Here is a 17,669-nt window from a genome sequence, read left to right as displayed (position 1 = left end):
TGCGAAAGGAGTGACTGCAATATGGAAATGAAGGTTTTATTGATAGAAGATGATCCATCAATTTTTGCAATGATACAAGAGCGTTTTATGCAATGGTCTTTACAAGTAGTAGGACCGAATGATTTTCAAAAGGTGATGGATGATTTTATAGAAGAGAAGCCTCAACTTGTATTAATTGATATACAGCTACCGGCATATGACGGCTTTCATTGGTGTCGTGAAATACGACATATTTCGAAAGTACCTATTCTCTTTCTATCCTCACGAGATCATCCGATGGATATGGTGATGGCTATGCAAATGGGTGCAGATGATTTTATTCAAAAGCCTTTCCATATGGAAGTGTTAATTGCAAAAGTACAAGCCATTTTACGTCGTACTTATGACTATGTTGAAGAAGCAATGGATGTTACTCGATTTAATGGGGCTGTTCTTGATTATGCACGGGGAGAAATTATGTTTAAGGGCGAGCTCGTTTCCTTAACTAAAAATGAATTATTTATTTTACGAATTTTATTGGAAAAGGCCAATCAAATTGTATCGAGAGAAGACTTAATGAGGAAGTTATGGGACGATGAGCGTTTTGTCAATGACAATACATTATCGGTAAATGTTAATCGTTTACGTACAAAGCTAGAGGATATAGGTTTACAGGAAGTCATTGTGACAAAAAAGGGGCTTGGTTATATAGCCGTAACGCAGGGGTCATAAATGAAAATGCTATTATTGTTTTTAAGAGAACGGCTTGCCTGGATTGGGTTTTTCGTTTTTCTTATCATTATACTTAACATATTATTTTCTTTAGATGTAGGGTTAGTTGGTGTCTCTATTTGGTACGTCAATATTATCATGCTCGTTACTTTTTCTTTATTTTTATTATGGCGTTATATAAGAGAAGTTGGCCAGATGAAAGATTTCCTGGGAAATGTGGATAGTCGACTTGATGACCCGCATACTAAAAGTTTAGCTTTATCACCGTTTCAAAAAACGTATTATAAAAAAATTGAAGATGTCTTTGATGACAAGGATACTGAATTAAATAATGCGAAGGTGCAGCTACAGGAGTATGCCGATGAGCTTCTTGCTTGGGTACATGAGGTGAAGGCGCCACTAACAACGATTAATTTAATGTTAGACCATATTGAAGATTTAACTTTGCGTAGAAAATTAGAGAAGGAGTGGCTCAGGCTCCATCTATTGGTTGATCAGCAATTACATCAAACCCGCCTGGCTTCTATAGAAAAAGATAATTATTTAACAGAAATCGAGCTACGAACAGTTGTTTTTAAAGAAATCCGAGCAATGCAGGCTTGGTGTTTAGAGAAGGATATTGGTTTTGATATAGGAGAATTAATTGAAATCGTCATGACAGATAGCAAATGGATTGCATTCATTGTTAGACAACTCCTATCCAACGCCATAAAATACAGCCCTGTAAAATCCGAGATTTTTATTTTTACAGAAATTGATTCATCGGGGGCAACATTGCTACATATTAAGGATGCAGGCATGGGTATTCGTGCAGAGGACCTACCTCGAATTTTTCAAAAATCCTATACAGGTACGGCTGGAAGAGAATCTGCACAATCAACGGGGATGGGCTTGTATTTAGCACAAAATATCGCGCAAAAAATCGGCGTCCGTATTAGCGTACAATCTGTTGTAGGGGAAGGCTCAGTATTTACGTTACGATTTCCATTACAAAATGAATATGTCAAACTAACAGGTAGATGACGAAATTGTCACCTACCTTTTTATATTGTCATGTAAAACGAACGAAAAGAATAAGCAGACGGGGTACACTTGTAGTATAGAAAGGGGAGTTAACCTGTGGCAGTTTTAATTGGACGTAAAGTAAAAAAAGTATATGGTAAAAAGTCAACGGCGCAAGAAGTGCTGAAAGGTATAGATTTAGAAGTAAATGAAGGTGAATTTGTTGGTATTATGGGTCCGTCGGGCTCAGGCAAGACGACACTATTAAATGTTTTATGTTCGATTGACTTTGCAACGGAAGGTGTCATTGAAATAAATGGCCAAAGTTTAAGAGGAATGAAGGAAAAGGCGTTAGCTAATTTCCGTCGTGAACAGCTCGGTTTCATATTCCAAGACTATAATTTATTGGACACATTAACAGTTAAAGAAAATATTTTATTGCCATTAGCTATTGGTAAGCTTCCAAAAGCTGTTGCAGAAAGCCGCGTAAAGGAGCTAACTTATCTACTCGGTATTGCAGATATTTTAAATAAATATCCGAATGAAATATCAGGAGGCCAGAAGCAAAGAACGTCGGCTGCTCGTGCTTTAATTACAAATCCGTCGATGGTATTTGCTGATGAGCCTACTGGTGCACTCGATTCAAAATCAGCAACAGCATTGCTGAAAAACTTACAAAGCATTAATGAAACGAAAAAGGCGACGATTATGATGGTTACGCATGATGCGGTAGCTGCAAGTTTCTGTACACGTGTTTTGTTTTTAAAAGATGGACTTATTTACAGTGAGTTGTATAAAGGTGATAAGACAAGACAGGCGTTTTTCCAAGAAATCATGCATACGCAAAGTGTGCTAGGCGGTGACGGTTATGAGTCTTAGTAAGCTTGTGTTCCGAAGCATGAAGAAAAATATGAAGCATTATTATTTATACTTTTTCGCACTTATTTTCAGTGTGACGCTCTATTTTTCCTTTGTGACATTACAGCACAATGGTGAAGTGTTCAATACAGTCCAGAAGAGTGGTACTGCATCAGCAGGATTTAAAGCTGCTACGTATATTTTGTACTTTATTATTTTATTTTTCGTTTTGTATGCTAACCATTTATTTATGAAGCGTCGCAGTAAAGAAATCGGGCTTTATCAGCTAATTGGAATGACGAAAGGTCTGATTGTGCGATTATTGGCGTTAGAAAGTATTTTATTATTTGTTGGAGCTGTCGTTGTAGGTATTGTAGTAGGTTTCTTTAGCTCTCGCCTAATCGCAATGATTTTATTGCGTTTACTTGAAAAAGAATCACTTGTGACGATGACCTTTAGTACACAGGCATTACAGCAATCGATTATCGTTTTCACTATTTTACTAGTAGTTGTCTTGATTCAAATGACGTGGATGATCCACCGTGTATCGCTACTATCATTATTTAGCGCTGCTAAACAAGCCGATGAGCGTGTGAAACGATTCAATCCATTACAAATGATTATTGGATTTTTAGGGTTAGTGTTTATTGCATATGGCTACTATGCATCAACAAAGCTATTTGATATTAATAATGCAGGCAATCTATTTGTAAATATGATTATAATTTTAGCTACTACAATTGGTGGAACGTTCTTAGTTTTCCGTTTCTCCGTAGCGTTTATATTAAATACCATTCGTTTAAAGAAAAATGGACACTTGTCTGTCCACGATGTATTAGCATTAACACCAATTATGCATCGCATGAAAAGTAATGCTAAATCATTGACACTCATTACTGTTTTAACAGGTGTATCTCTTGGGATTACAACACTAGCATATATTTCGTATTATTCTTCAGAAGCTTCTGCTTATAGCCAAGTACCAGGAGATTATATTTTGCATGAAAATCAAGGCCAGGCATTTTTAAAAAAGCTAGAGGACAATCATATCGCTTATGATAAGGTTGAATATCGTTTACAAGGCGTTACAGCATCGATCGCCCAATTAATGGCTGATGAACAACAAGATAGCCCTTTTTATAATATGGAAGGAACGATTTATACAATTCCCCTTTCTGATTATCAAAAAAAATCACCGAATGCTTCCATTTCGGGTAATGACGTCATTTTAACTAACTACGGTGGCTATATGGCCGAGATGTTTCCTTTAGAAAAGGACCGTGATTTAGTAGTGTCTGCAGGTGACCTTAAAGAAACAGTGCATGTCAAAGCTATTCACGAGGAAAGTATTATTGGTGGGACAATAACGGCTGGAGGCGGAGGACCCATTTTTGTAGTGTCCGACGCATTGTTTGATAAGTTGTCTACTCAGGCTAAGCTTTTCCCTTGGCATAAACAAACTTCTATTATGCTGCAGTCAAAAACTGACCTAGATCTAGCTGAAAGATTGTATAAAGAATCGGGCGCCAATGTTATTTCTGTTGTAGATACTGATGGCAATTCTCAAAGCTATATAATTGATTCCTTTGAGGCTGAGCGTAAGGGAAATATCGAGTCCCTTGGCTTAACAATTTTTACAACAGCATTTTTAGGTTTAGCATTTTTAATGACAACTGGTAGCATCCTATACTTTAAACAAATGTCTGAAGCAGAAGAGGAACGGGGAGCTTATACCATTTTAAGAAAAATTGGCTTTTCTGAACGTGATATTATGAAGGGAATCTTTATGAAACAAGCATTTAATTTTGGTGTTCCATTATTAATCGGGCTACTTCATAGTTACTTCGCGGTGAAATCAGGATGGTTTTTATTTGGTACAGAGTTAACAACACCCTTATGGATTGCGATGAGCTGTTATATAGCGTTATATGCAATATTTGCGGTACTGTCAGTTGGTTATTATAAAAAAGTAATTAGAGAGTCTCTGTAGACATTTAAATAGGTAGAAACTCCAAAAAACAGTGTGGTCTGATAAAGATCATGCTGTTTTTTTGCTCAGAGAACATGGCAGGAGAGATTTCATACTTTTCGGCCTTTTTGTGATGAAGAAAGAACTGCTTGACTTTCGTTTGTCTGAATATTAAAGTTTAACATATTAACAATCTAGTGTGTGAAAGTGAAGTGTCTTTATGAATGCGGTAATTGTGGCAGTAGCTGTCATGTTAATATTGAGTTTGCTTCGAATCAATGTAGTTCTTTCACTTGTGTTAGGAGCCTTTGCAGGAGGCTTAGCAAGCGGCATGGGTATTCAAGCAACAGTCGAGTCATTTACAGAAGGATTAGGTGCAGGTGCCACGATCGCGCTAAGCTATGGATTACTTGGTGGTTTTGCGATAGCCATCTCGAAAACGGGAATACCTGAGTTGATGATTTCAGGTATTTTAAATATGTTAAATAAAAATGGCTCTAGTAATAGGAAGGGCTTAGTAAAAGTACTCATTTTTCTTCTTATTTTTATGATGGCGATTTTCTCTCAAAATTTAATCCCAATTCATATAGCGTTTATTCCATTACTAATACCACCTATTTTAAAAGTTTTAAATATGTTGGAAGTAGATCGAAGAATTATCGCAACATTAATTGCGGTTGGTTTGATTGGTACGTATAGCTTTGTACCAGCTGGCTTCGGAGCCATTTTTCAAGAGATTGTGTCAACACAAGTTACGAATGCTGGCATGGTGGCAAAGGCAAGTGATGTTCCAGCAGCAATGGCCATACCTATCTTAGGCATGTTGGTTGGATTAGCTATAGCGTTCTTTGTTTATCGTAAACCACGGAAATATCACAATAATGATGTGGAAACTACAACTTTAAATGTGAAGGTAAGCAAATCGGTTATTATTTCAACTGTGATTGCTTTAATTGTTTCGTTATATGCACAAATCAGTACAGATTCTATGATTGTCGGCGCTTTTGCAGGAATAATGATTATGTATTTCACAGGCGCCCTTAAATGGAAAGAAGCAGATGAGATATTATCTGAGGGAATGAAAATGATGGCGTTCATTGGCTTTGTAATGATTGCAGCAAATGGATTTGCATCAGTTATCAATGCAACAGGTGATGTAGAGAGCTTAATTACAAGCTCACTAGCGCTTCTTCAAGGCAATAAGAGCCTAGCGGTATTCCTAATGCTAGTAATCGGGTTAATTGTAACAATGGGAATCGGCTCTTCATTTGCTACTGTGCCGATTATTGCAACCTTATTTGTTCCTTTAGCGCAAGGATTAGGTATGAGCCCTTTAGCGATACTATGTTTAATAGGTACAGCGGGCGCGTTAGGTGACGCAGGTTCACCTGCATCAGATTCAACGCTAGGTCCAACTGCTGGTTTAAATGTAGATGGACAGCATAATCATATTTGGGATACATGTGTACCGACGTTTATCTTTATAAACATTCCGCTTGTCATTTTTGGTTGGATTGCTTGTGTATTCTTTCTATAATGCTTGAAAGCAGTTTCTAAACTTTAGAGACTGCTTTTTATCCTTTAAAGATATACATTCATTATTAGAAATGTCCGAAAACGTTGATGGTATTAGGTTATCTGTTGCAAAATCATTAGAAATTATATATACTAGTAAACGGCTTAAATAAGCGAGAAATATTAGTAGTAAAGAAAATCTACAACATTTAAAAGAATTTAGCGAAAAGACTTGCTTATTCTTTTTTTATTGTATATAATGTTGAATGTTGGTCTTTGACTGCGATGAAACGAGAGGTTGCCGACACACCCGGCCGCTTTGCCATGGCGGTGCGTTGGAGAATTTTCGTGGAGAATGTCTAGAAAATAGGCGAGAAGGAGGGAAAATAATGGCAAAACAAAAGATTCGTATTCGTTTAAAAGCGTATGATCACCGTATTTTAGATCAGTCTGCTGAGAAAATTGTGGAGACTGCAAAACGTTCAGGTGCAAGTGTATCAGGTCCGATTCCACTTCCAACTGAGAAGTCTGTGTACACAATTCTACGTGCTGTTCACAAGTACAAAGACTCTCGTGAACAATTCGAGATGCGTACGCATAAACGTCTGATCGATATCGTTAACCCAACACCACAAACTGTTGATGCGTTAATGAAACTTGATTTACCATCTGGCGTTGATATTGAAATCAAACTTTAATGGTAAAAACAATATAACTTTTTAAAACTTACAGGAGGTGTGACAAATGGCTAAAGGAATCTTAGGTAGAAAAATTGGTATGACACAAGTTTTCGCTGAAAACGGCGATTTAATCCCGGTAACAGTTATCGAAGCTACTCCAAACGTAGTTCTTCAAAAGAAAACTGTTGAAACAGACGGCTACGAAGCGATTCAAGTTGGTTTCGAAGATAAGCGTGTTAAGCTTTCTAACAAACCAGAACAAGGTCACGTAGCAAAAGCGAATACTGCTCCTAAGCGCTTCATTCGTGAATTCCGCAACGTGAACGTTGAAGAATACGAAGTTGGTCAAGAAGTCAAAGTAGAAATTTTCGCAGAAGGCGATGTAATTGATGTAACAGGAGTTACTAAAGGTAAAGGTTTCCAAGGTGTTATTAAACGCCACGGTCAATCTCGTGGTCCTATGGCCCACGGTTCTCGTTACCACCGTCGTCCTGGTTCAATGGGTCCAGTTGCTCCGAACCGCGTATTCAAACAAAAGAAATTACCTGGTCAAATGGGTGGCACAGTAGTTACAATCCAAAACTTAGAAATCGTTAAAGTTGATGCGGACCGTAACCTACTACTTGTTAAAGGTAATGTTCCTGGTTCTAAAAAAGCTCTAGTTACAGTTAAAACTGCAATTAAAGCTAACTAATCACTTCAAGAAAGGAGGAAACAGGAATGACAAAAGTATCTGTACTTAGTCAAACAGGTGCTTCAGTTGGTGAAATCGAGTTAAACGAAGCGATCTTCGGAATCGAGCCAAATGAAGCAGTATTATTCGACGCAGTAGTTGCACAACGCGCTTCTCTACGTCAAGGTAATCATAAGGTTAAAAACCGTTCTGAAGTTGCTGGTGGTGGTCGTAAGCCATGGCGTCAAAAAGGAACTGGTCGTGCTCGTCAAGGTTCTATCCGTTCTCCACAATGGCGCGGCGGTGGTATCGTATTCGGTCCAACTCCACGTAGCTATTCTTATAAATTACCTAAAAAAGTTCGTCGTTTAGCTCTTAAATCTGCTTTATCAGCTAAAGTAGTAGAACAAAACTTCTTAGTTCTTGATGCTCTTACACTAGCAGCACCAAAAACAAAAGAATTCACAAAAATCCTTAAAGATCTTTCTTTAGAGAAAAAATCTTTATTCGTAACTGCTGACCTTGATGAAAACGTAGCTTTATCAGCTCGTAACATCCCTGGTGTAACAGTTTTAACTGCAAACGGAATCAACGTTCTTGATCTATTAGGTCACGAAAAAGTTGTATTCACTAAGTCTGCAGTAGAAAAAGTTGAGGAGGTGCTTGGATAATGGAAGCACGTGATATTTTAAAACGTCCGGTCATTACTGAGCGTTCTTCAGAACTTATGGCAGAGAAAAAGTATACTTTCGAAGTAGACACTCGCGCTAACAAAACTCAAGTAAAAGACGCTGTAGAAGAAATCTTTGGCGTAAACGTTGAGAAAGTAAACGTTCTTAACTACAAAGGTAAATTCAAACGCGTTGGCCGTTACGGTGGTTATACTAACAAACGTCGTAAAGCGATTGTTAAACTAACTGCGGACAGCAAAGACATCGAATTATTCGAAATGTAATCCTTTATGGATTTATGATTTGAACAATCAAGAAGGAGGGAAACACAATGGCGATTAAAAAGTATAAACCTACCTCTAATGGTCGTCGTAATATGACGTCTTTAGACTTTGCGGAAATTACAACAAACAAGCCTGAGAAATCATTGCTTGAACCAACTAAACGCAAAGCTGGTCGTAACAACCAAGGTAAAATCACTGTTCGTCATCATGGTGGTGGTCATAAGAAGCAATATCGTGTCATCGATTTCAAGCGTATTAAAGATGGCATTCCAGCGAAAGTTGCTACTATCGAATATGATCCAAACCGTTCTGCGAATATCGCATTAATCAATTACGCTGATGGAGCAAAAGCTTACATCTTAGCACCAAAAGGTCTAGAGGTTGGTCAAACAATCGTATCTGGTCCAGATGCTGATATTAAAGTAGGTAACACATTACCATTAGCAAACATTCCAATGGGTACAACAATCCATAACATCGAGTTAAAACCTGGTAAAGGTGGACAATTAGTACGTTCTGCTGGTACTTCTGCGCAAGTACTTGGTCGTGAAGACAAATACGTAATCGTTCGTCTACAATCTGGTGAAGTACGTTTAGTTCTTGCTACTTGCCGCGCTACAATCGGTCAAGTTGGTAACGAACAACACGAACTTGTACACATCGGTAAAGCAGGTCGTAGCCGTTGGTTAGGTAAACGCCCAACAGTTCGTGGTTCTGTAATGAACCCTAACGATCACCCACACGGTGGTGGTGAAGGACGTTCTCCAATCGGACGTAAATCACCAATGACTCCTTGGGGTAAACCAGCACTTGGTTACAAAACTCGTAACAAGAAAAACAAATCGGATAAATTCATCATCCGTAGTCGTAAAAAATAAAGTGGTTAAACTACGGTTCTATGTGAGAGCCGTGGTGGAATCACAGAGGGAGGTTCCTACATGGGTCGCAGTTTGAAAAAAGGACCTTTTGTTGACGACCACTTAATGAAAAAAGTGGAAGCACAAGAGGCTTCTGAGAAGAAACAAGTTATCAAAACTTGGTCTCGCCGTTCTACAATCTTCCCGAACTTCATCGGACTAACAATTGCTGTATATGATGGACGTAAACATGTTCCTGTATACGTAACAGAAGATATGGTAGGCCACAAACTTGGTGAATTCGCACCGACTCGTACTTATAAAGGTCACGGTGCAGACGACAAGAAAACAAGACGCTAATTTTGAGAGGAGGTAATTCCTAATGACACAAGCTAAAGCTATCGCTCGCACAGTACGTATCGCTCCTCGTAAAGTTCGTCTAGTTGTAGACTTAATCCGAGGTAAGCAAGTAGGTGAGGCAGTTGCAATTTTACGTCATACTCCAAAAGCGGCGTCTCCAGTCGTTGAGAAAGTATTAAAATCTGCAGTTGCTAATGCTGAGCACAACTACGATCTAGACATCAACTCTTTAGTTGTTTCTGAAGTATTCGTTGATGAAGGTCCAACATTAAAACGTTTCCGTCCACGTGCACAAGGACGTGCAAGCGCAATTAACAAACGCACAAGCCACATCACTTTAGTGGTATCTGAGAAGAAGGAGGGTTAATCCGTGGGTCAAAAAGTACATCCAATAGGACTGCGCGTTGGTATTATTCGTGACTGGGAGTCAAAATGGTACGCTGAAAAAGACTATGCAACTCTACTTCACGAAGACATCAAAGTGCGTAAATATATTGAAACGGCTCTTAAAGACGCTTCTGTTTCTAAAGTTGAAATCGAACGTGCTGCAAACCGTGTAAACATTACAATTCACACTGCTAAACCAGGGATGGTAATCGGTAAAGGTGGTACGGAAGTTGAAAACCTTCGTAAATACCTTGGCGAACTAACTGGTAAACGTGTACACATCAACATTATCGAAATTAAACGTGCTGATCTTGACGCTCGTCTAGTAGCTGAAAACATCGCTCGTCAATTAGAAAACCGTGTTTCATTCCGTCGTGCGCAAAAGCAAGCGATCCAACGCACAATGCGTGCTGGTGCAAAAGGAATTAAAACACAAGTATCTGGTCGTTTAGGTGGCGCTGATATCGCGCGTGCTGAACATTATAGTGAAGGAACTGTTCCACTTCATACTCTACGTGCTGACATTGATTATGCACACGCAGAAGCTGACACTACTTACGGTAAATTAGGCGTTAAAGTATGGATCTACCGTGGTGAAGTTCTTCCTACGAAGAAATCTGTGGAAGGAGGCAAATAATATGTTATTGCCTAAACGCGTAAAATACCGTCGTGAACACCGCGGCAACATGCGTGGCGAAGCGAAAGGCGGCAAAGAAGTATCTTTCGGCGAATGGGGCTTACAAGCTCAAACTGCTAGCTGGATTACTAACCGTCAAATCGAATCTGCACGTATCGCGATGACTCGTTACATGAAACGTGGCGGTAAAGTTTGGATTAAAATCTTCCCGCACAAACCTTACACGAAAAAACCTCTAGAAGTCCGCATGGGTTCTGGTAAAGGTTCTCCTGAAGGTTGGGTAGCAGTTGTTAAACCAGGAAAAGTTATGTTCGAAATCGCTGGTGTATCTGAAGAGATTGCACGTGAAGCACTTCGTTTAGCATCACATAAGCTTCCTGTAAAATGTAAGATCGTAAAACGTCAAGAAACTGGTGGTGAATCTAATGAAAGCTAATGAAATCCGTGACCTTGCCACTTCTGAAATTGAATTAAAAGTGAAATCACTGAAAGAAGAGCTTTTCAACCTTCGCTTCCAATTGGCGACTGGTCAATTAGAAAACACAGCTCGTATTCGTGAAGTGCGTAAAGCAATCGCGCGTATGAAAACTGTTATTCGTGAAAGAGAAATCAGTGCAAATAACTGATAAAGGAGGTTTTCAAGTATGACTGAGCGTAATCAACGCAAAGTTTACACGGGCCGCGTTGTTTCAGATAAAATGGACAAAACTGTTACTGTTTTAGTTGAAACTCACAAAAAGCACAAGCTTTATGGTAAACGTGTAAAGTACTCTAAAAAGTTTAAAGCTCATGATGAGCAAAACCAAGCGAAAATCGGTGATATCGTACGTATCATGGAAACTCGCCCGCTATCAGCTACTAAACGTTTCCGTCTAGTTGAAGTTGTAGAAAAAGCGGTTATTATTTAATAACTATTTCGGAACAACCAATTTCCGAAGGGAGGTAACCTAAGTGATCCAACAAGAAAGTCGTATGAAAGTTGCTGACAACTCAGGTGCACGTGAAGTTCTTACAATTAAAGTGCTTGGTGGCTCTGGCCGTAAAACTGCTAACATCGGTGATATCGTTGTTTGTACAGTTAAGAAAGCAACACCAGGTGGCGTTGTCAAGAAGGGTGACGTTGTTAAAGCTGTTATCGTTCGTACTAAATCAGGCGTTCGCCGTAAAGACGGTACTTACATCAAATTTGATGAAAATGCTTGTGTAATTATTCGTGATGATAAATCACCACGCGGAACTCGTATTTTCGGACCTGTTGCACGTGAATTACGTGACAGCAACTTCATGAAAATCGTTTCTCTAGCTCCAGAAGTTCTTTAATTTCATGACAGTGCCAATCAAGGAGGTGCGACAGCATGCATGTAAAAAAAGGTGACAAGGTTAAGGTTATCACTGGTAAGGACAAAGGCAAAGAAGGAGTAATCCTAGCTGCTTTCCCTAAACAAGATCGCGTTCTTGTTGAAGGTGTAAACATCGTGAAAAAACACGTTAAACCTAACCAATTGAATCCACAAGGTGGGATTGTAAGCCAAGAGGCTGCAATTCACGTTTCGAACGTAATGCTAATCGATCCTAAATCTGGCGAGCCGACTCGTGTAGGTTATAAAATCGAAAACGGTAAAAAAGTTCGTGTTGCAAAAAAATCAGGTGCAGTAATCGACTAATTAGTAAATAAAAGAAGGGAGGTACACACATGAGCCGCCTAAAAGAAAAATATTTAAATGAAGTTTCACCTGCTCTAATGAGCAAATTTGGATATAAATCAGTTATGCAACTTCCTAAAGTTGATAAAATCGTTATCAACATGGGTGTTGGCGACGCAGTTCAAAACTCTAAAGCACTAGATGCTGCTGTAGAAGAATTGACAATTATCACTGGTCAAAAACCAGTAGTAACTAAAGCTAAAAAATCGATCGCAGGTTTCCGTCTACGTGAAGGTATGCCTATCGGTGCTAAAGTTACATTACGCGGTGAGCGTATGTATGAATTCTTGGATAAATTAATCGCAATCGCATTACCTCGTGTACGTGACTTCCGTGGTGTTTCTAAAAAAGCATTCGATGGTCGCGGTAACTACACTCTAGGTGTTAAAGAGCAATTAATTTTCCCAGAAATCGATTACGATAAAGTTTCAAAAGTACGCGGTATGGACATCGTGATCGTAACGACAGCGAATTCTGACGAAGAAGCTCGCGAGTTATTGACACAATTCGGTATGCCGTTCCAAAAGTAATTAAACAAGGAGGGCGAAAACGTGGCTAAAAAATCTATGATCGTTAAACAACAACGTAAGCAAAAGTTTAAAGTGCAAGAATATACACGTTGTGAACGCTGTGGTCGTCCACACTCAGTATATCGCAAATTCAAACTTTGCCGTATTTGTTTCCGAGAACTTGCATATAAGGGACAAATTCCTGGCGTGAAAAAAGCCAGCTGGTAATCCCCTAATTTGGGAAGGAGGTAAATGTAATGACAATGACTGATCCGATTGCAGATATGCTTACTCGCATTCGTAATGCGAACATGGTTCGTCACGAGAAGTTAGAAGTACCAGCTTCCAACGTGAAAAAAGAAATCGCTGAAATTTTAAAGCGTGAAGGTTTCGTACGTGACGTAGAATACGTGGAAGACAACAAACAAGGTATCATCCGTATCTTCTTAAAATACGGTAAAGATAACGAACGCGTTATCACTGGCCTAAAACGTATTTCTAAACCTGGTCTACGTGTATATGCTAAAACAAATGAAGTTCCTAAAGTACTGAACGGTCTTGGTATCGCTTTAGTGTCAACTTCACAAGGTTTATTAACAGATAAAGAAGCTCGCGCTAAACAAGTTGGCGGCGAAGTTCTAGCATACGTTTGGTAATTAGCAATAAATGAATGGAGGTGCAACTAAATGTCTCGTGTAGGTAAAAAAATTATCGAGGTACCAGCTAACGTAACTGTTACTGTCGCTGCTGACAACACTGTTACTGTTAAAGGTCCTAAAGGCGAACTTGTTCGTTCTTTCCACCAAGATATGAAAATTGAGCAAGAAGGTAATGTGATCTCTGTATCTCGTCCTTCTGATTCAAAAGAACACCGCACAAACCACGGTACTACTCGTGCGCTTTTAGCGAACATGATTACTGGAGTTTCTGCAGGTTTCGAAAAATCATTAGAACTTATCGGTGTCGGTTACCGTGCGCAATTACAAGGTAAAAAGCTTGTACTTAACGTAGGTTACTCTCACCCAGTTGAGTTCACACCAGAAGATGGTCTTGAAGTAGAAGTTCCTTCTAATACAAAAATCATCGTTAAAGGTATCAGCAAAGAACGCGTTGGCGCTCTTGCATCTAATATCCGTGACGTTCGTCCACCAGAGCCGTATAAAGGTAAAGGTATCCGTTACGAAGGCGAATACGTTCGTCGTAAAGAAGGTAAAACAGGTAAATAATGCTGCTTAAGCATTAGAAAGGAGTGACCCTTGTGATTACGAAACAGGATAAAAATCAAGTTCGTAAAAAACGTCATGCGCGAGTACGTTCTAAAATTACGGGTACTGCTGAGCGTCCACGCTTAAACGTATTCCGTTCTAACAAGAACATCTACGCTCAACTTATCGATGACGTAGCAGGCGTAACAATTGTTAGCGCATCTTCTCAAGAAAATGGTTTTGAAGGTGCTGGTAACAACGTTGAAGCTGCATCAAAAATCGGTGAAACAATCGCGAAACGCGCTACGGAAAAAAATATTACTGCTATAGTATTTGACCGTGGTGGTTACTTATATCATGGACGTGTTAAAGCTTTAGCTGAAGCTGCACGTGAGAACGGTTTAGAATTTTAATAAGAAGGAGGGACACATTTCATGAGTCGAATTGACGCAAACAAACTTGGAGAACTTGAAGAACGCGTAGTTACTATTAACCGTGTTGCTAAAGTTGTTAAAGGTGGACGTCGCTTCCGCTTCACAGCATTAGTTGTAGTTGGCGATAGAAACGGACATGTTGGTTTCGGTACTGGTAAAGCTCAAGAGGTGCCAGACGCTATCCGTAAAGCTGTTGAAGATGCGAAGAAAAACTTAATCGAAGTGCCACGTGTTGGTGGAACAACTCCACACTTAGTGCTTGGTCGCTTCGGTGCAGGAGAAATCCTAATCAAACCTGCTGCTCCTGGTACAGGAGTTATCGCTGGTGGTCCAGTACGTGCCGTACTAGAACTTGCTGGTATTACTGATATTCTTTCAAAATCACTTGGATCTAACACACCAATCAACATGGTGCGTGCTACTGTTCAAGGTTTAACTGAATTAAAACGCGTAGAGGACGTTGCAAAATTACGTGGCAAATCAGTGGAAGAAATATTAGGATAAGGGGGGAATAATAATGGCTAACAAATTAGAAATCACCCTTACAAAATCTGTGATCGGTTCTAAACCGGCACAACGTAAAACTATTGAAGCTCTTGGTTTACGTAAATTAAATCAAACTGTTGAGAAAGCTGATAATGCAGCTACTCGCGGTATGCTTGATAAAGTAGCTCACTTAGTTACTGTAAAAGAAAATTAATTTTTAATTAATGAACAAGGAGGTGCCACCCACTATGAAACTGCATGAGTTAAAACCAGCAGAAGGTTCTCGTAAGCAACGCAATCGCGTTGGTCGTGGTATCGGTTCTGGTAACGGTAAAACTGCGGGTAGAGGTCATAAAGGTCAAAACTCTCGATCTGGCGGCGGTGTACGCCCAGGCTTTGAGGGCGGACAAAACCCGTTATTCCGTCGTTTACCAAAACGTGGCTTTACGAACATTAACCGTAAAGAATACGCTATCGTTAACCTTGCCACATTAAACCGTTTCGAAGACGGTGCAGAAGTAACAACTGCATTATTACTTGAAACTGGTCTTGTGAGCAATGAAAAAGCTGGAATTAAAGTTCTTGGTAATGGAACACTTAACAAAAAGCTTACTGTAAAAGCTCATAAATTCTCAGCTTCAGCGAAAGAAGCAATCGAGAATGCCGGCGGAACTACTGAGGTGATTTAATGTTTCAGACAATCTCTAACTTTATGCGTGTTCGAGATATAAGAAATAAAATCATTTTCACTCTTTTAATGTTAATCGTATTCCGTATTGGTACATTTATACCAGTACCGAACGTTGACGCAAATGTATTAAAGGCAACTGATGAGTTTAACCTCGTTGGTTTCCTCAATACTTTTGGCGGTGGTGCTTTGAAAAACTTCTCTATCTTCGCGATGGGAATTATGCCATACATCACAGCCTCAATTATTGTTCAGTTATTGCAAATGGACGTAGTACCGAAGTTTGCTGAGTGGGCAAAGCAAGGTGAAGTCGGAAGACGTAAACTTGCACAATTTACTCGTTACTTTACAATTATTCTTGCCTTTATCCAATCGTTCGCGATGTCATTTGGTTTCAACAAAATGTATGGTGGATCTTTGATTAAAGAAGAGGGAATTCTAACGTACGTTACAATTTCAATTGTATTGACAGCGGGTACAGCTTTCCTTGTATGGCTTGCTGAGCAAATTACTGCACATGGTGTTGGTAATGGTATTTCTGTTGTAATTTTCGCAGGTATCGTTGCAGCATTACCTACAGGAATAAATCAAATTTATGCACAACAAATTGAGGGTGCTGGTGATAAACTGTTTATTAACATTATCATTCTTGCATTACTTGCTTTGATTTTACTTGCAATTGTCGTTGGTGTAATTTACGTGCAACAAGCACTTCGTAAAATCCCAATTCAATATGCAAAACGAGTTACTGGACGCAATCAACAAACAGGTGGTCAACAAACGCACTTACCGTTAAAAGTAAATGCTGCAGGGGTTATTCCGGTAATCTTCTCAGTAGCGTTCCTTGTTACGCCTCGTACGTTAGCAGCGTTCTTTGGTCAAAATGATGTAACAACATTCATTGAAAACACGTTCGATTATCAGAAACCTGTTGGGATGTTGATTTATGTTGCATTGATCGTCGCGTTCACATATTTCTATGCATTCGTACAAGTGAATCCAGAAAATGTGGCAGACAACTTGAAAAAACAAGGTGCTTACATTCCAGGTATTCGCCCGGGTGAAAACACTCAAACGTATTTAACAAGCGTGTTATATCGTCTGACTTTTGTTGGCGCGATATTCTTAACTGTAATTGCTGTAATGCCGATTATATTCATCAACCTTATGAATCTACCTGCTTCAGTGCAAATCGGTGGTACTAGTATAATTATCGTAGTCGGCGTAGCGCTAGAAACGATGAAACAGCTAGAATCCCAACTTGTTAAACGTCACTACAAAGGCTTTATGAAATAATGTTGATTTTTAGGGAACGTTCCTCGTTTCCTAAAAATCAGCAAACCTTTTGTGGGAGGACTATTTCCGATGAATATCGTTTTAATGGGTCTGCCAGGTGCTGGTAAAGGTACACAGGCAGATAAAATTGTAGAGAAGTACGCAATTCCTCATATTTCTACAGGAGATATGTTCCGTGCCGCTATTAATGAAGGTACAGAACTAGGCTTACAGGCTAAATCGTTTATGGATCAAGGTGCTTTAGTACCTGATGAAGTAACGATTGGTATTGTTCGTGAGCGACTTGCTAAACCTGATTGTGAAAAGGGCTTCTTATTAGATGGATTCCCACGTACTGTTCCACAAGCTGAAGCATTAGATAGCATTTTAGCTAATCTTGGTAAAGCTATTGAGCATACGATAAACATTCAAGTTGAGAAAGATGAGCTTATTGCTCGTTTATCAGGTCGTCGTATTTGTAAAACTTGCGGTACATCATATCATTTAATTTTCAATCCACCTGCTGTGGAAGGTAAATGTGATAAAGATGGCGGCGAACTTTACACACGTGCGGATGATAATCCTGAAACGGTTGCAAACCGTCTGGAAGTAAATATGAATCAAGCACAACCTTTGCTCAACTTCTATGAAGCAAAAGGTGTGTTAACAAATATTGATGGACAGCAAGATATTAATAAAGTGTTTGCTGATCTTGATGCTCTTTTACAGAGCAGCCGCAGCTGATACCCGGCTCCGGGCGCAGAA

28 protein-coding genes are annotated in these 17,669 nt (G+C 39.3%); all 28 read left to right on the top strand.

Features of this window, described 5'->3' with window-relative positions:
- Nucleotides 1–27 precede the first annotated feature (27 nt).
- The 28 genes from ACIQ1H_RS19280 to ACIQ1H_RS19145 all read left to right on the top strand — a co-directional run bounded on the left by ACIQ1H_RS19280 (nucleotide 28) and on the right by ACIQ1H_RS19145 (nucleotide 17,648).
- On the top strand, nucleotides 28–711 hold the full coding sequence (locus tag ACIQ1H_RS19280; protein WP_402891277.1) for a response regulator: 684 nt from the start codon (nucleotides 28–30) through the stop codon (nucleotides 709–711).
- Complete coding sequence (locus ACIQ1H_RS19275) at nucleotides 712–1,734, top strand: sensor histidine kinase (RefSeq protein ID WP_402891049.1); 1,023 nt, start codon at nucleotides 712–714, stop codon at nucleotides 1,732–1,734.
- A 96-nt stretch (nucleotides 1,735–1,830) separates the two neighbouring features.
- Entirely contained in the window at nucleotides 1,831–2,592 is a 762-nt protein-coding gene (locus ACIQ1H_RS19270; RefSeq protein ID WP_173479254.1) for an ABC transporter ATP-binding protein, read from the top strand.
- Complete coding sequence (locus ACIQ1H_RS19265) at nucleotides 2,582–4,561, top strand: FtsX-like permease family protein (protein WP_402891046.1); 1,980 nt, start codon at nucleotides 2,582–2,584, stop codon at nucleotides 4,559–4,561. The genes ACIQ1H_RS19270 and ACIQ1H_RS19265 overlap by 11 nt, the downstream gene beginning before the upstream one ends.
- A gap of 199 nt (nucleotides 4,562–4,760) precedes the next feature.
- On the top strand, nucleotides 4,761–6,077 hold the full coding sequence (locus ACIQ1H_RS19260) for a Na+/H+ antiporter family protein (protein WP_402891043.1): 1,317 nt from the start codon (nucleotides 4,761–4,763) through the stop codon (nucleotides 6,075–6,077).
- A 367-nt stretch (nucleotides 6,078–6,444) separates the two neighbouring features.
- On the top strand, nucleotides 6,445–6,753 hold the full coding sequence (rpsJ, locus tag ACIQ1H_RS19255; protein WP_004233624.1) for a 30S ribosomal protein S10: 309 nt from the start codon (nucleotides 6,445–6,447) through the stop codon (nucleotides 6,751–6,753).
- A gap of 46 nt (nucleotides 6,754–6,799) precedes the next feature.
- On the top strand, nucleotides 6,800–7,429 hold the full coding sequence (gene rplC, locus ACIQ1H_RS19250; protein ID WP_139859733.1) for a 50S ribosomal protein L3: 630 nt from the start codon (nucleotides 6,800–6,802) through the stop codon (nucleotides 7,427–7,429).
- Nucleotides 7,430–7,455: 26 nt separating this feature from the next.
- On the top strand, nucleotides 7,456–8,079 hold the full coding sequence (gene rplD, locus ACIQ1H_RS19245; protein ID WP_139859731.1) for a 50S ribosomal protein L4: 624 nt from the start codon (nucleotides 7,456–7,458) through the stop codon (nucleotides 8,077–8,079).
- The gene (gene rplW, locus ACIQ1H_RS19240; RefSeq protein WP_036205532.1) at nucleotides 8,079–8,363 is read left to right on the top strand and encodes a 50S ribosomal protein L23; all 285 of its coding nucleotides are present in this window, start codon (nucleotides 8,079–8,081) and stop codon (nucleotides 8,361–8,363) included. The genes rplD and rplW overlap by 1 nt, the downstream gene beginning before the upstream one ends.
- A gap of 47 nt (nucleotides 8,364–8,410) precedes the next feature.
- Complete coding sequence (gene rplB, locus ACIQ1H_RS19235) at nucleotides 8,411–9,241, top strand: 50S ribosomal protein L2 (protein ID WP_173479256.1); 831 nt, start codon at nucleotides 8,411–8,413, stop codon at nucleotides 9,239–9,241.
- 60 nt (nucleotides 9,242–9,301) lie between these two features.
- On the top strand, nucleotides 9,302–9,580 hold the full coding sequence (gene rpsS, locus ACIQ1H_RS19230; RefSeq protein ID WP_004233637.1) for a 30S ribosomal protein S19: 279 nt from the start codon (nucleotides 9,302–9,304) through the stop codon (nucleotides 9,578–9,580).
- 22 nt (nucleotides 9,581–9,602) lie between these two features.
- On the top strand, nucleotides 9,603–9,947 hold the full coding sequence (rplV, locus tag ACIQ1H_RS19225; RefSeq protein ID WP_004233639.1) for a 50S ribosomal protein L22: 345 nt from the start codon (nucleotides 9,603–9,605) through the stop codon (nucleotides 9,945–9,947).
- Between the two features lie 3 nt (nucleotides 9,948–9,950).
- Nucleotides 9,951–10,604: a 30S ribosomal protein S3 gene (rpsC, locus tag ACIQ1H_RS19220; protein ID WP_069514333.1), complete on the top strand. Its 654-nt coding sequence runs from the start codon at nucleotides 9,951–9,953 to the stop codon at nucleotides 10,602–10,604.
- Between the two features lies 1 nt (nucleotide 10,605).
- Complete coding sequence (gene rplP / locus ACIQ1H_RS19215) at nucleotides 10,606–11,040, top strand: 50S ribosomal protein L16 (RefSeq protein WP_010860599.1); 435 nt, start codon at nucleotides 10,606–10,608, stop codon at nucleotides 11,038–11,040.
- Nucleotides 11,030–11,230 (top strand): 50S ribosomal protein L29, encoded by a 201-nt coding sequence (gene rpmC / locus ACIQ1H_RS19210; protein ID WP_004233646.1) that lies wholly within the window; start codon nucleotides 11,030–11,032, stop codon nucleotides 11,228–11,230. The genes rplP and rpmC overlap by 11 nt, the downstream gene beginning before the upstream one ends.
- Before the next feature lie 18 nt (nucleotides 11,231–11,248).
- Complete coding sequence (gene rpsQ, locus ACIQ1H_RS19205) at nucleotides 11,249–11,512, top strand: 30S ribosomal protein S17 (protein ID WP_008181723.1); 264 nt, start codon at nucleotides 11,249–11,251, stop codon at nucleotides 11,510–11,512.
- A gap of 43 nt (nucleotides 11,513–11,555) precedes the next feature.
- Nucleotides 11,556–11,924: a 50S ribosomal protein L14 gene (gene rplN / locus ACIQ1H_RS19200; protein WP_004233650.1), complete on the top strand. Its 369-nt coding sequence runs from the start codon at nucleotides 11,556–11,558 to the stop codon at nucleotides 11,922–11,924.
- Nucleotides 11,925–11,959: 35 nt separating this feature from the next.
- Nucleotides 11,960–12,268 (top strand): 50S ribosomal protein L24, encoded by a 309-nt coding sequence (gene rplX / locus ACIQ1H_RS19195; protein ID WP_004233652.1) that lies wholly within the window; start codon nucleotides 11,960–11,962, stop codon nucleotides 12,266–12,268.
- Between the two features lie 29 nt (nucleotides 12,269–12,297).
- On the top strand, nucleotides 12,298–12,837 hold the full coding sequence (gene rplE, locus ACIQ1H_RS19190; protein WP_024364365.1) for a 50S ribosomal protein L5: 540 nt from the start codon (nucleotides 12,298–12,300) through the stop codon (nucleotides 12,835–12,837).
- A 21-nt stretch (nucleotides 12,838–12,858) separates the two neighbouring features.
- On the top strand, nucleotides 12,859–13,044 hold the full coding sequence (locus tag ACIQ1H_RS19185; protein ID WP_004233656.1) for a type Z 30S ribosomal protein S14: 186 nt from the start codon (nucleotides 12,859–12,861) through the stop codon (nucleotides 13,042–13,044).
- A gap of 29 nt (nucleotides 13,045–13,073) precedes the next feature.
- On the top strand, nucleotides 13,074–13,472 hold the full coding sequence (gene rpsH / locus ACIQ1H_RS19180) for a 30S ribosomal protein S8 (RefSeq protein WP_008181717.1): 399 nt from the start codon (nucleotides 13,074–13,076) through the stop codon (nucleotides 13,470–13,472).
- Between the two features lie 30 nt (nucleotides 13,473–13,502).
- Nucleotides 13,503–14,042 carry a 50S ribosomal protein L6 gene (gene rplF, locus ACIQ1H_RS19175; RefSeq protein ID WP_079562361.1) on the top strand — a complete coding sequence of 180 codons (540 nt, stop codon included), beginning with the start codon at nucleotides 13,503–13,505 and terminating at the stop codon, nucleotides 14,040–14,042.
- A gap of 32 nt (nucleotides 14,043–14,074) precedes the next feature.
- Nucleotides 14,075–14,434, top strand: a complete 360-nt coding sequence (gene rplR, locus ACIQ1H_RS19170; protein ID WP_173479257.1) for a 50S ribosomal protein L18 — start codon at nucleotides 14,075–14,077, stop codon at nucleotides 14,432–14,434.
- 21 nt (nucleotides 14,435–14,455) lie between these two features.
- Nucleotides 14,456–14,959, top strand: coding sequence for a 30S ribosomal protein S5 (rpsE, locus tag ACIQ1H_RS19165; RefSeq protein WP_024364362.1), 504 nt, complete (start codon nucleotides 14,456–14,458; stop codon nucleotides 14,957–14,959).
- A gap of 13 nt (nucleotides 14,960–14,972) precedes the next feature.
- Nucleotides 14,973–15,155 carry a 50S ribosomal protein L30 gene (rpmD, locus tag ACIQ1H_RS19160; RefSeq protein ID WP_024364361.1) on the top strand — a complete coding sequence of 61 codons (183 nt, stop codon included), beginning with the start codon at nucleotides 14,973–14,975 and terminating at the stop codon, nucleotides 15,153–15,155.
- Between the two features lie 34 nt (nucleotides 15,156–15,189).
- On the top strand, nucleotides 15,190–15,630 hold the full coding sequence (gene rplO / locus ACIQ1H_RS19155; RefSeq protein ID WP_402891036.1) for a 50S ribosomal protein L15: 441 nt from the start codon (nucleotides 15,190–15,192) through the stop codon (nucleotides 15,628–15,630).
- Nucleotides 15,630–16,925 carry a preprotein translocase subunit SecY gene (gene secY, locus ACIQ1H_RS19150; protein WP_173479259.1) on the top strand — a complete coding sequence of 432 codons (1,296 nt, stop codon included), beginning with the start codon at nucleotides 15,630–15,632 and terminating at the stop codon, nucleotides 16,923–16,925. The genes rplO and secY overlap by 1 nt, the downstream gene beginning before the upstream one ends.
- A 69-nt stretch (nucleotides 16,926–16,994) precedes the next feature.
- Nucleotides 16,995–17,648 (top strand): adenylate kinase, encoded by a 654-nt coding sequence (locus tag ACIQ1H_RS19145; protein ID WP_402891033.1) that lies wholly within the window; start codon nucleotides 16,995–16,997, stop codon nucleotides 17,646–17,648.
- The last annotated feature ends 21 nt before the right edge of the window (nucleotides 17,649–17,669 follow it).

It is taken from the genome of Lysinibacillus sp. NPDC097279, from assembly GCF_044761745.1.
Lineage (GTDB): Bacteria > Bacillota > Bacilli > Bacillales_A > Planococcaceae > Lysinibacillus.
The sequence above is the reverse complement of the archived record's forward strand: the minus strand, read 5'-3'. Positions and strand labels throughout refer to the sequence as shown.

Coding starts and splice junctions, on each gene's coding strand:
- ACIQ1H_RS19280 (WP_402891277.1), top strand. CDS start 28: ATGAAGGTTTTATTGATAGAAGATGATCCATCAATTTTTGCAATGATA.
- ACIQ1H_RS19275 (WP_402891049.1), top strand. CDS start 712: ATGAAAATGCTATTATTGTTTTTAAGAGAACGGCTTGCCTGGATTGGG.
- ACIQ1H_RS19265 (WP_402891046.1), top strand. CDS start 2,582: ATGAGTCTTAGTAAGCTTGTGTTCCGAAGCATGAAGAAAAATATGAAG.
- ACIQ1H_RS19260 (WP_402891043.1), top strand. CDS start 4,761: ATGAATGCGGTAATTGTGGCAGTAGCTGTCATGTTAATATTGAGTTTG.
- rpsJ (WP_004233624.1), top strand. CDS start 6,445: ATGGCAAAACAAAAGATTCGTATTCGTTTAAAAGCGTATGATCACCGT.
- rplC (WP_139859733.1), top strand. CDS start 6,800: ATGGCTAAAGGAATCTTAGGTAGAAAAATTGGTATGACACAAGTTTTC.
- rplD (WP_139859731.1), top strand. CDS start 7,456: ATGACAAAAGTATCTGTACTTAGTCAAACAGGTGCTTCAGTTGGTGAA.
- rplW (WP_036205532.1), top strand. CDS start 8,079: ATGGAAGCACGTGATATTTTAAAACGTCCGGTCATTACTGAGCGTTCT.
- rplB (WP_173479256.1), top strand. CDS start 8,411: ATGGCGATTAAAAAGTATAAACCTACCTCTAATGGTCGTCGTAATATG.
- rpsS (WP_004233637.1), top strand. CDS start 9,302: ATGGGTCGCAGTTTGAAAAAAGGACCTTTTGTTGACGACCACTTAATG.
- rplV (WP_004233639.1), top strand. CDS start 9,603: ATGACACAAGCTAAAGCTATCGCTCGCACAGTACGTATCGCTCCTCGT.
- rplP (WP_010860599.1), top strand. CDS start 10,606: ATGTTATTGCCTAAACGCGTAAAATACCGTCGTGAACACCGCGGCAAC.
- rpmC (WP_004233646.1), top strand. CDS start 11,030: ATGAAAGCTAATGAAATCCGTGACCTTGCCACTTCTGAAATTGAATTA.
- rpsQ (WP_008181723.1), top strand. CDS start 11,249: ATGACTGAGCGTAATCAACGCAAAGTTTACACGGGCCGCGTTGTTTCA.
- rplX (WP_004233652.1), top strand. CDS start 11,960: ATGCATGTAAAAAAAGGTGACAAGGTTAAGGTTATCACTGGTAAGGAC.
- rplE (WP_024364365.1), top strand. CDS start 12,298: ATGAGCCGCCTAAAAGAAAAATATTTAAATGAAGTTTCACCTGCTCTA.
- rpsH (WP_008181717.1), top strand. CDS start 13,074: ATGACAATGACTGATCCGATTGCAGATATGCTTACTCGCATTCGTAAT.
- rplF (WP_079562361.1), top strand. CDS start 13,503: ATGTCTCGTGTAGGTAAAAAAATTATCGAGGTACCAGCTAACGTAACT.
- rpsE (WP_024364362.1), top strand. CDS start 14,456: ATGAGTCGAATTGACGCAAACAAACTTGGAGAACTTGAAGAACGCGTA.
- rpmD (WP_024364361.1), top strand. CDS start 14,973: ATGGCTAACAAATTAGAAATCACCCTTACAAAATCTGTGATCGGTTCT.
- rplO (WP_402891036.1), top strand. CDS start 15,190: ATGAAACTGCATGAGTTAAAACCAGCAGAAGGTTCTCGTAAGCAACGC.
- secY (WP_173479259.1), top strand. CDS start 15,630: ATGTTTCAGACAATCTCTAACTTTATGCGTGTTCGAGATATAAGAAAT.
- ACIQ1H_RS19145 (WP_402891033.1), top strand. CDS start 16,995: ATGAATATCGTTTTAATGGGTCTGCCAGGTGCTGGTAAAGGTACACAG.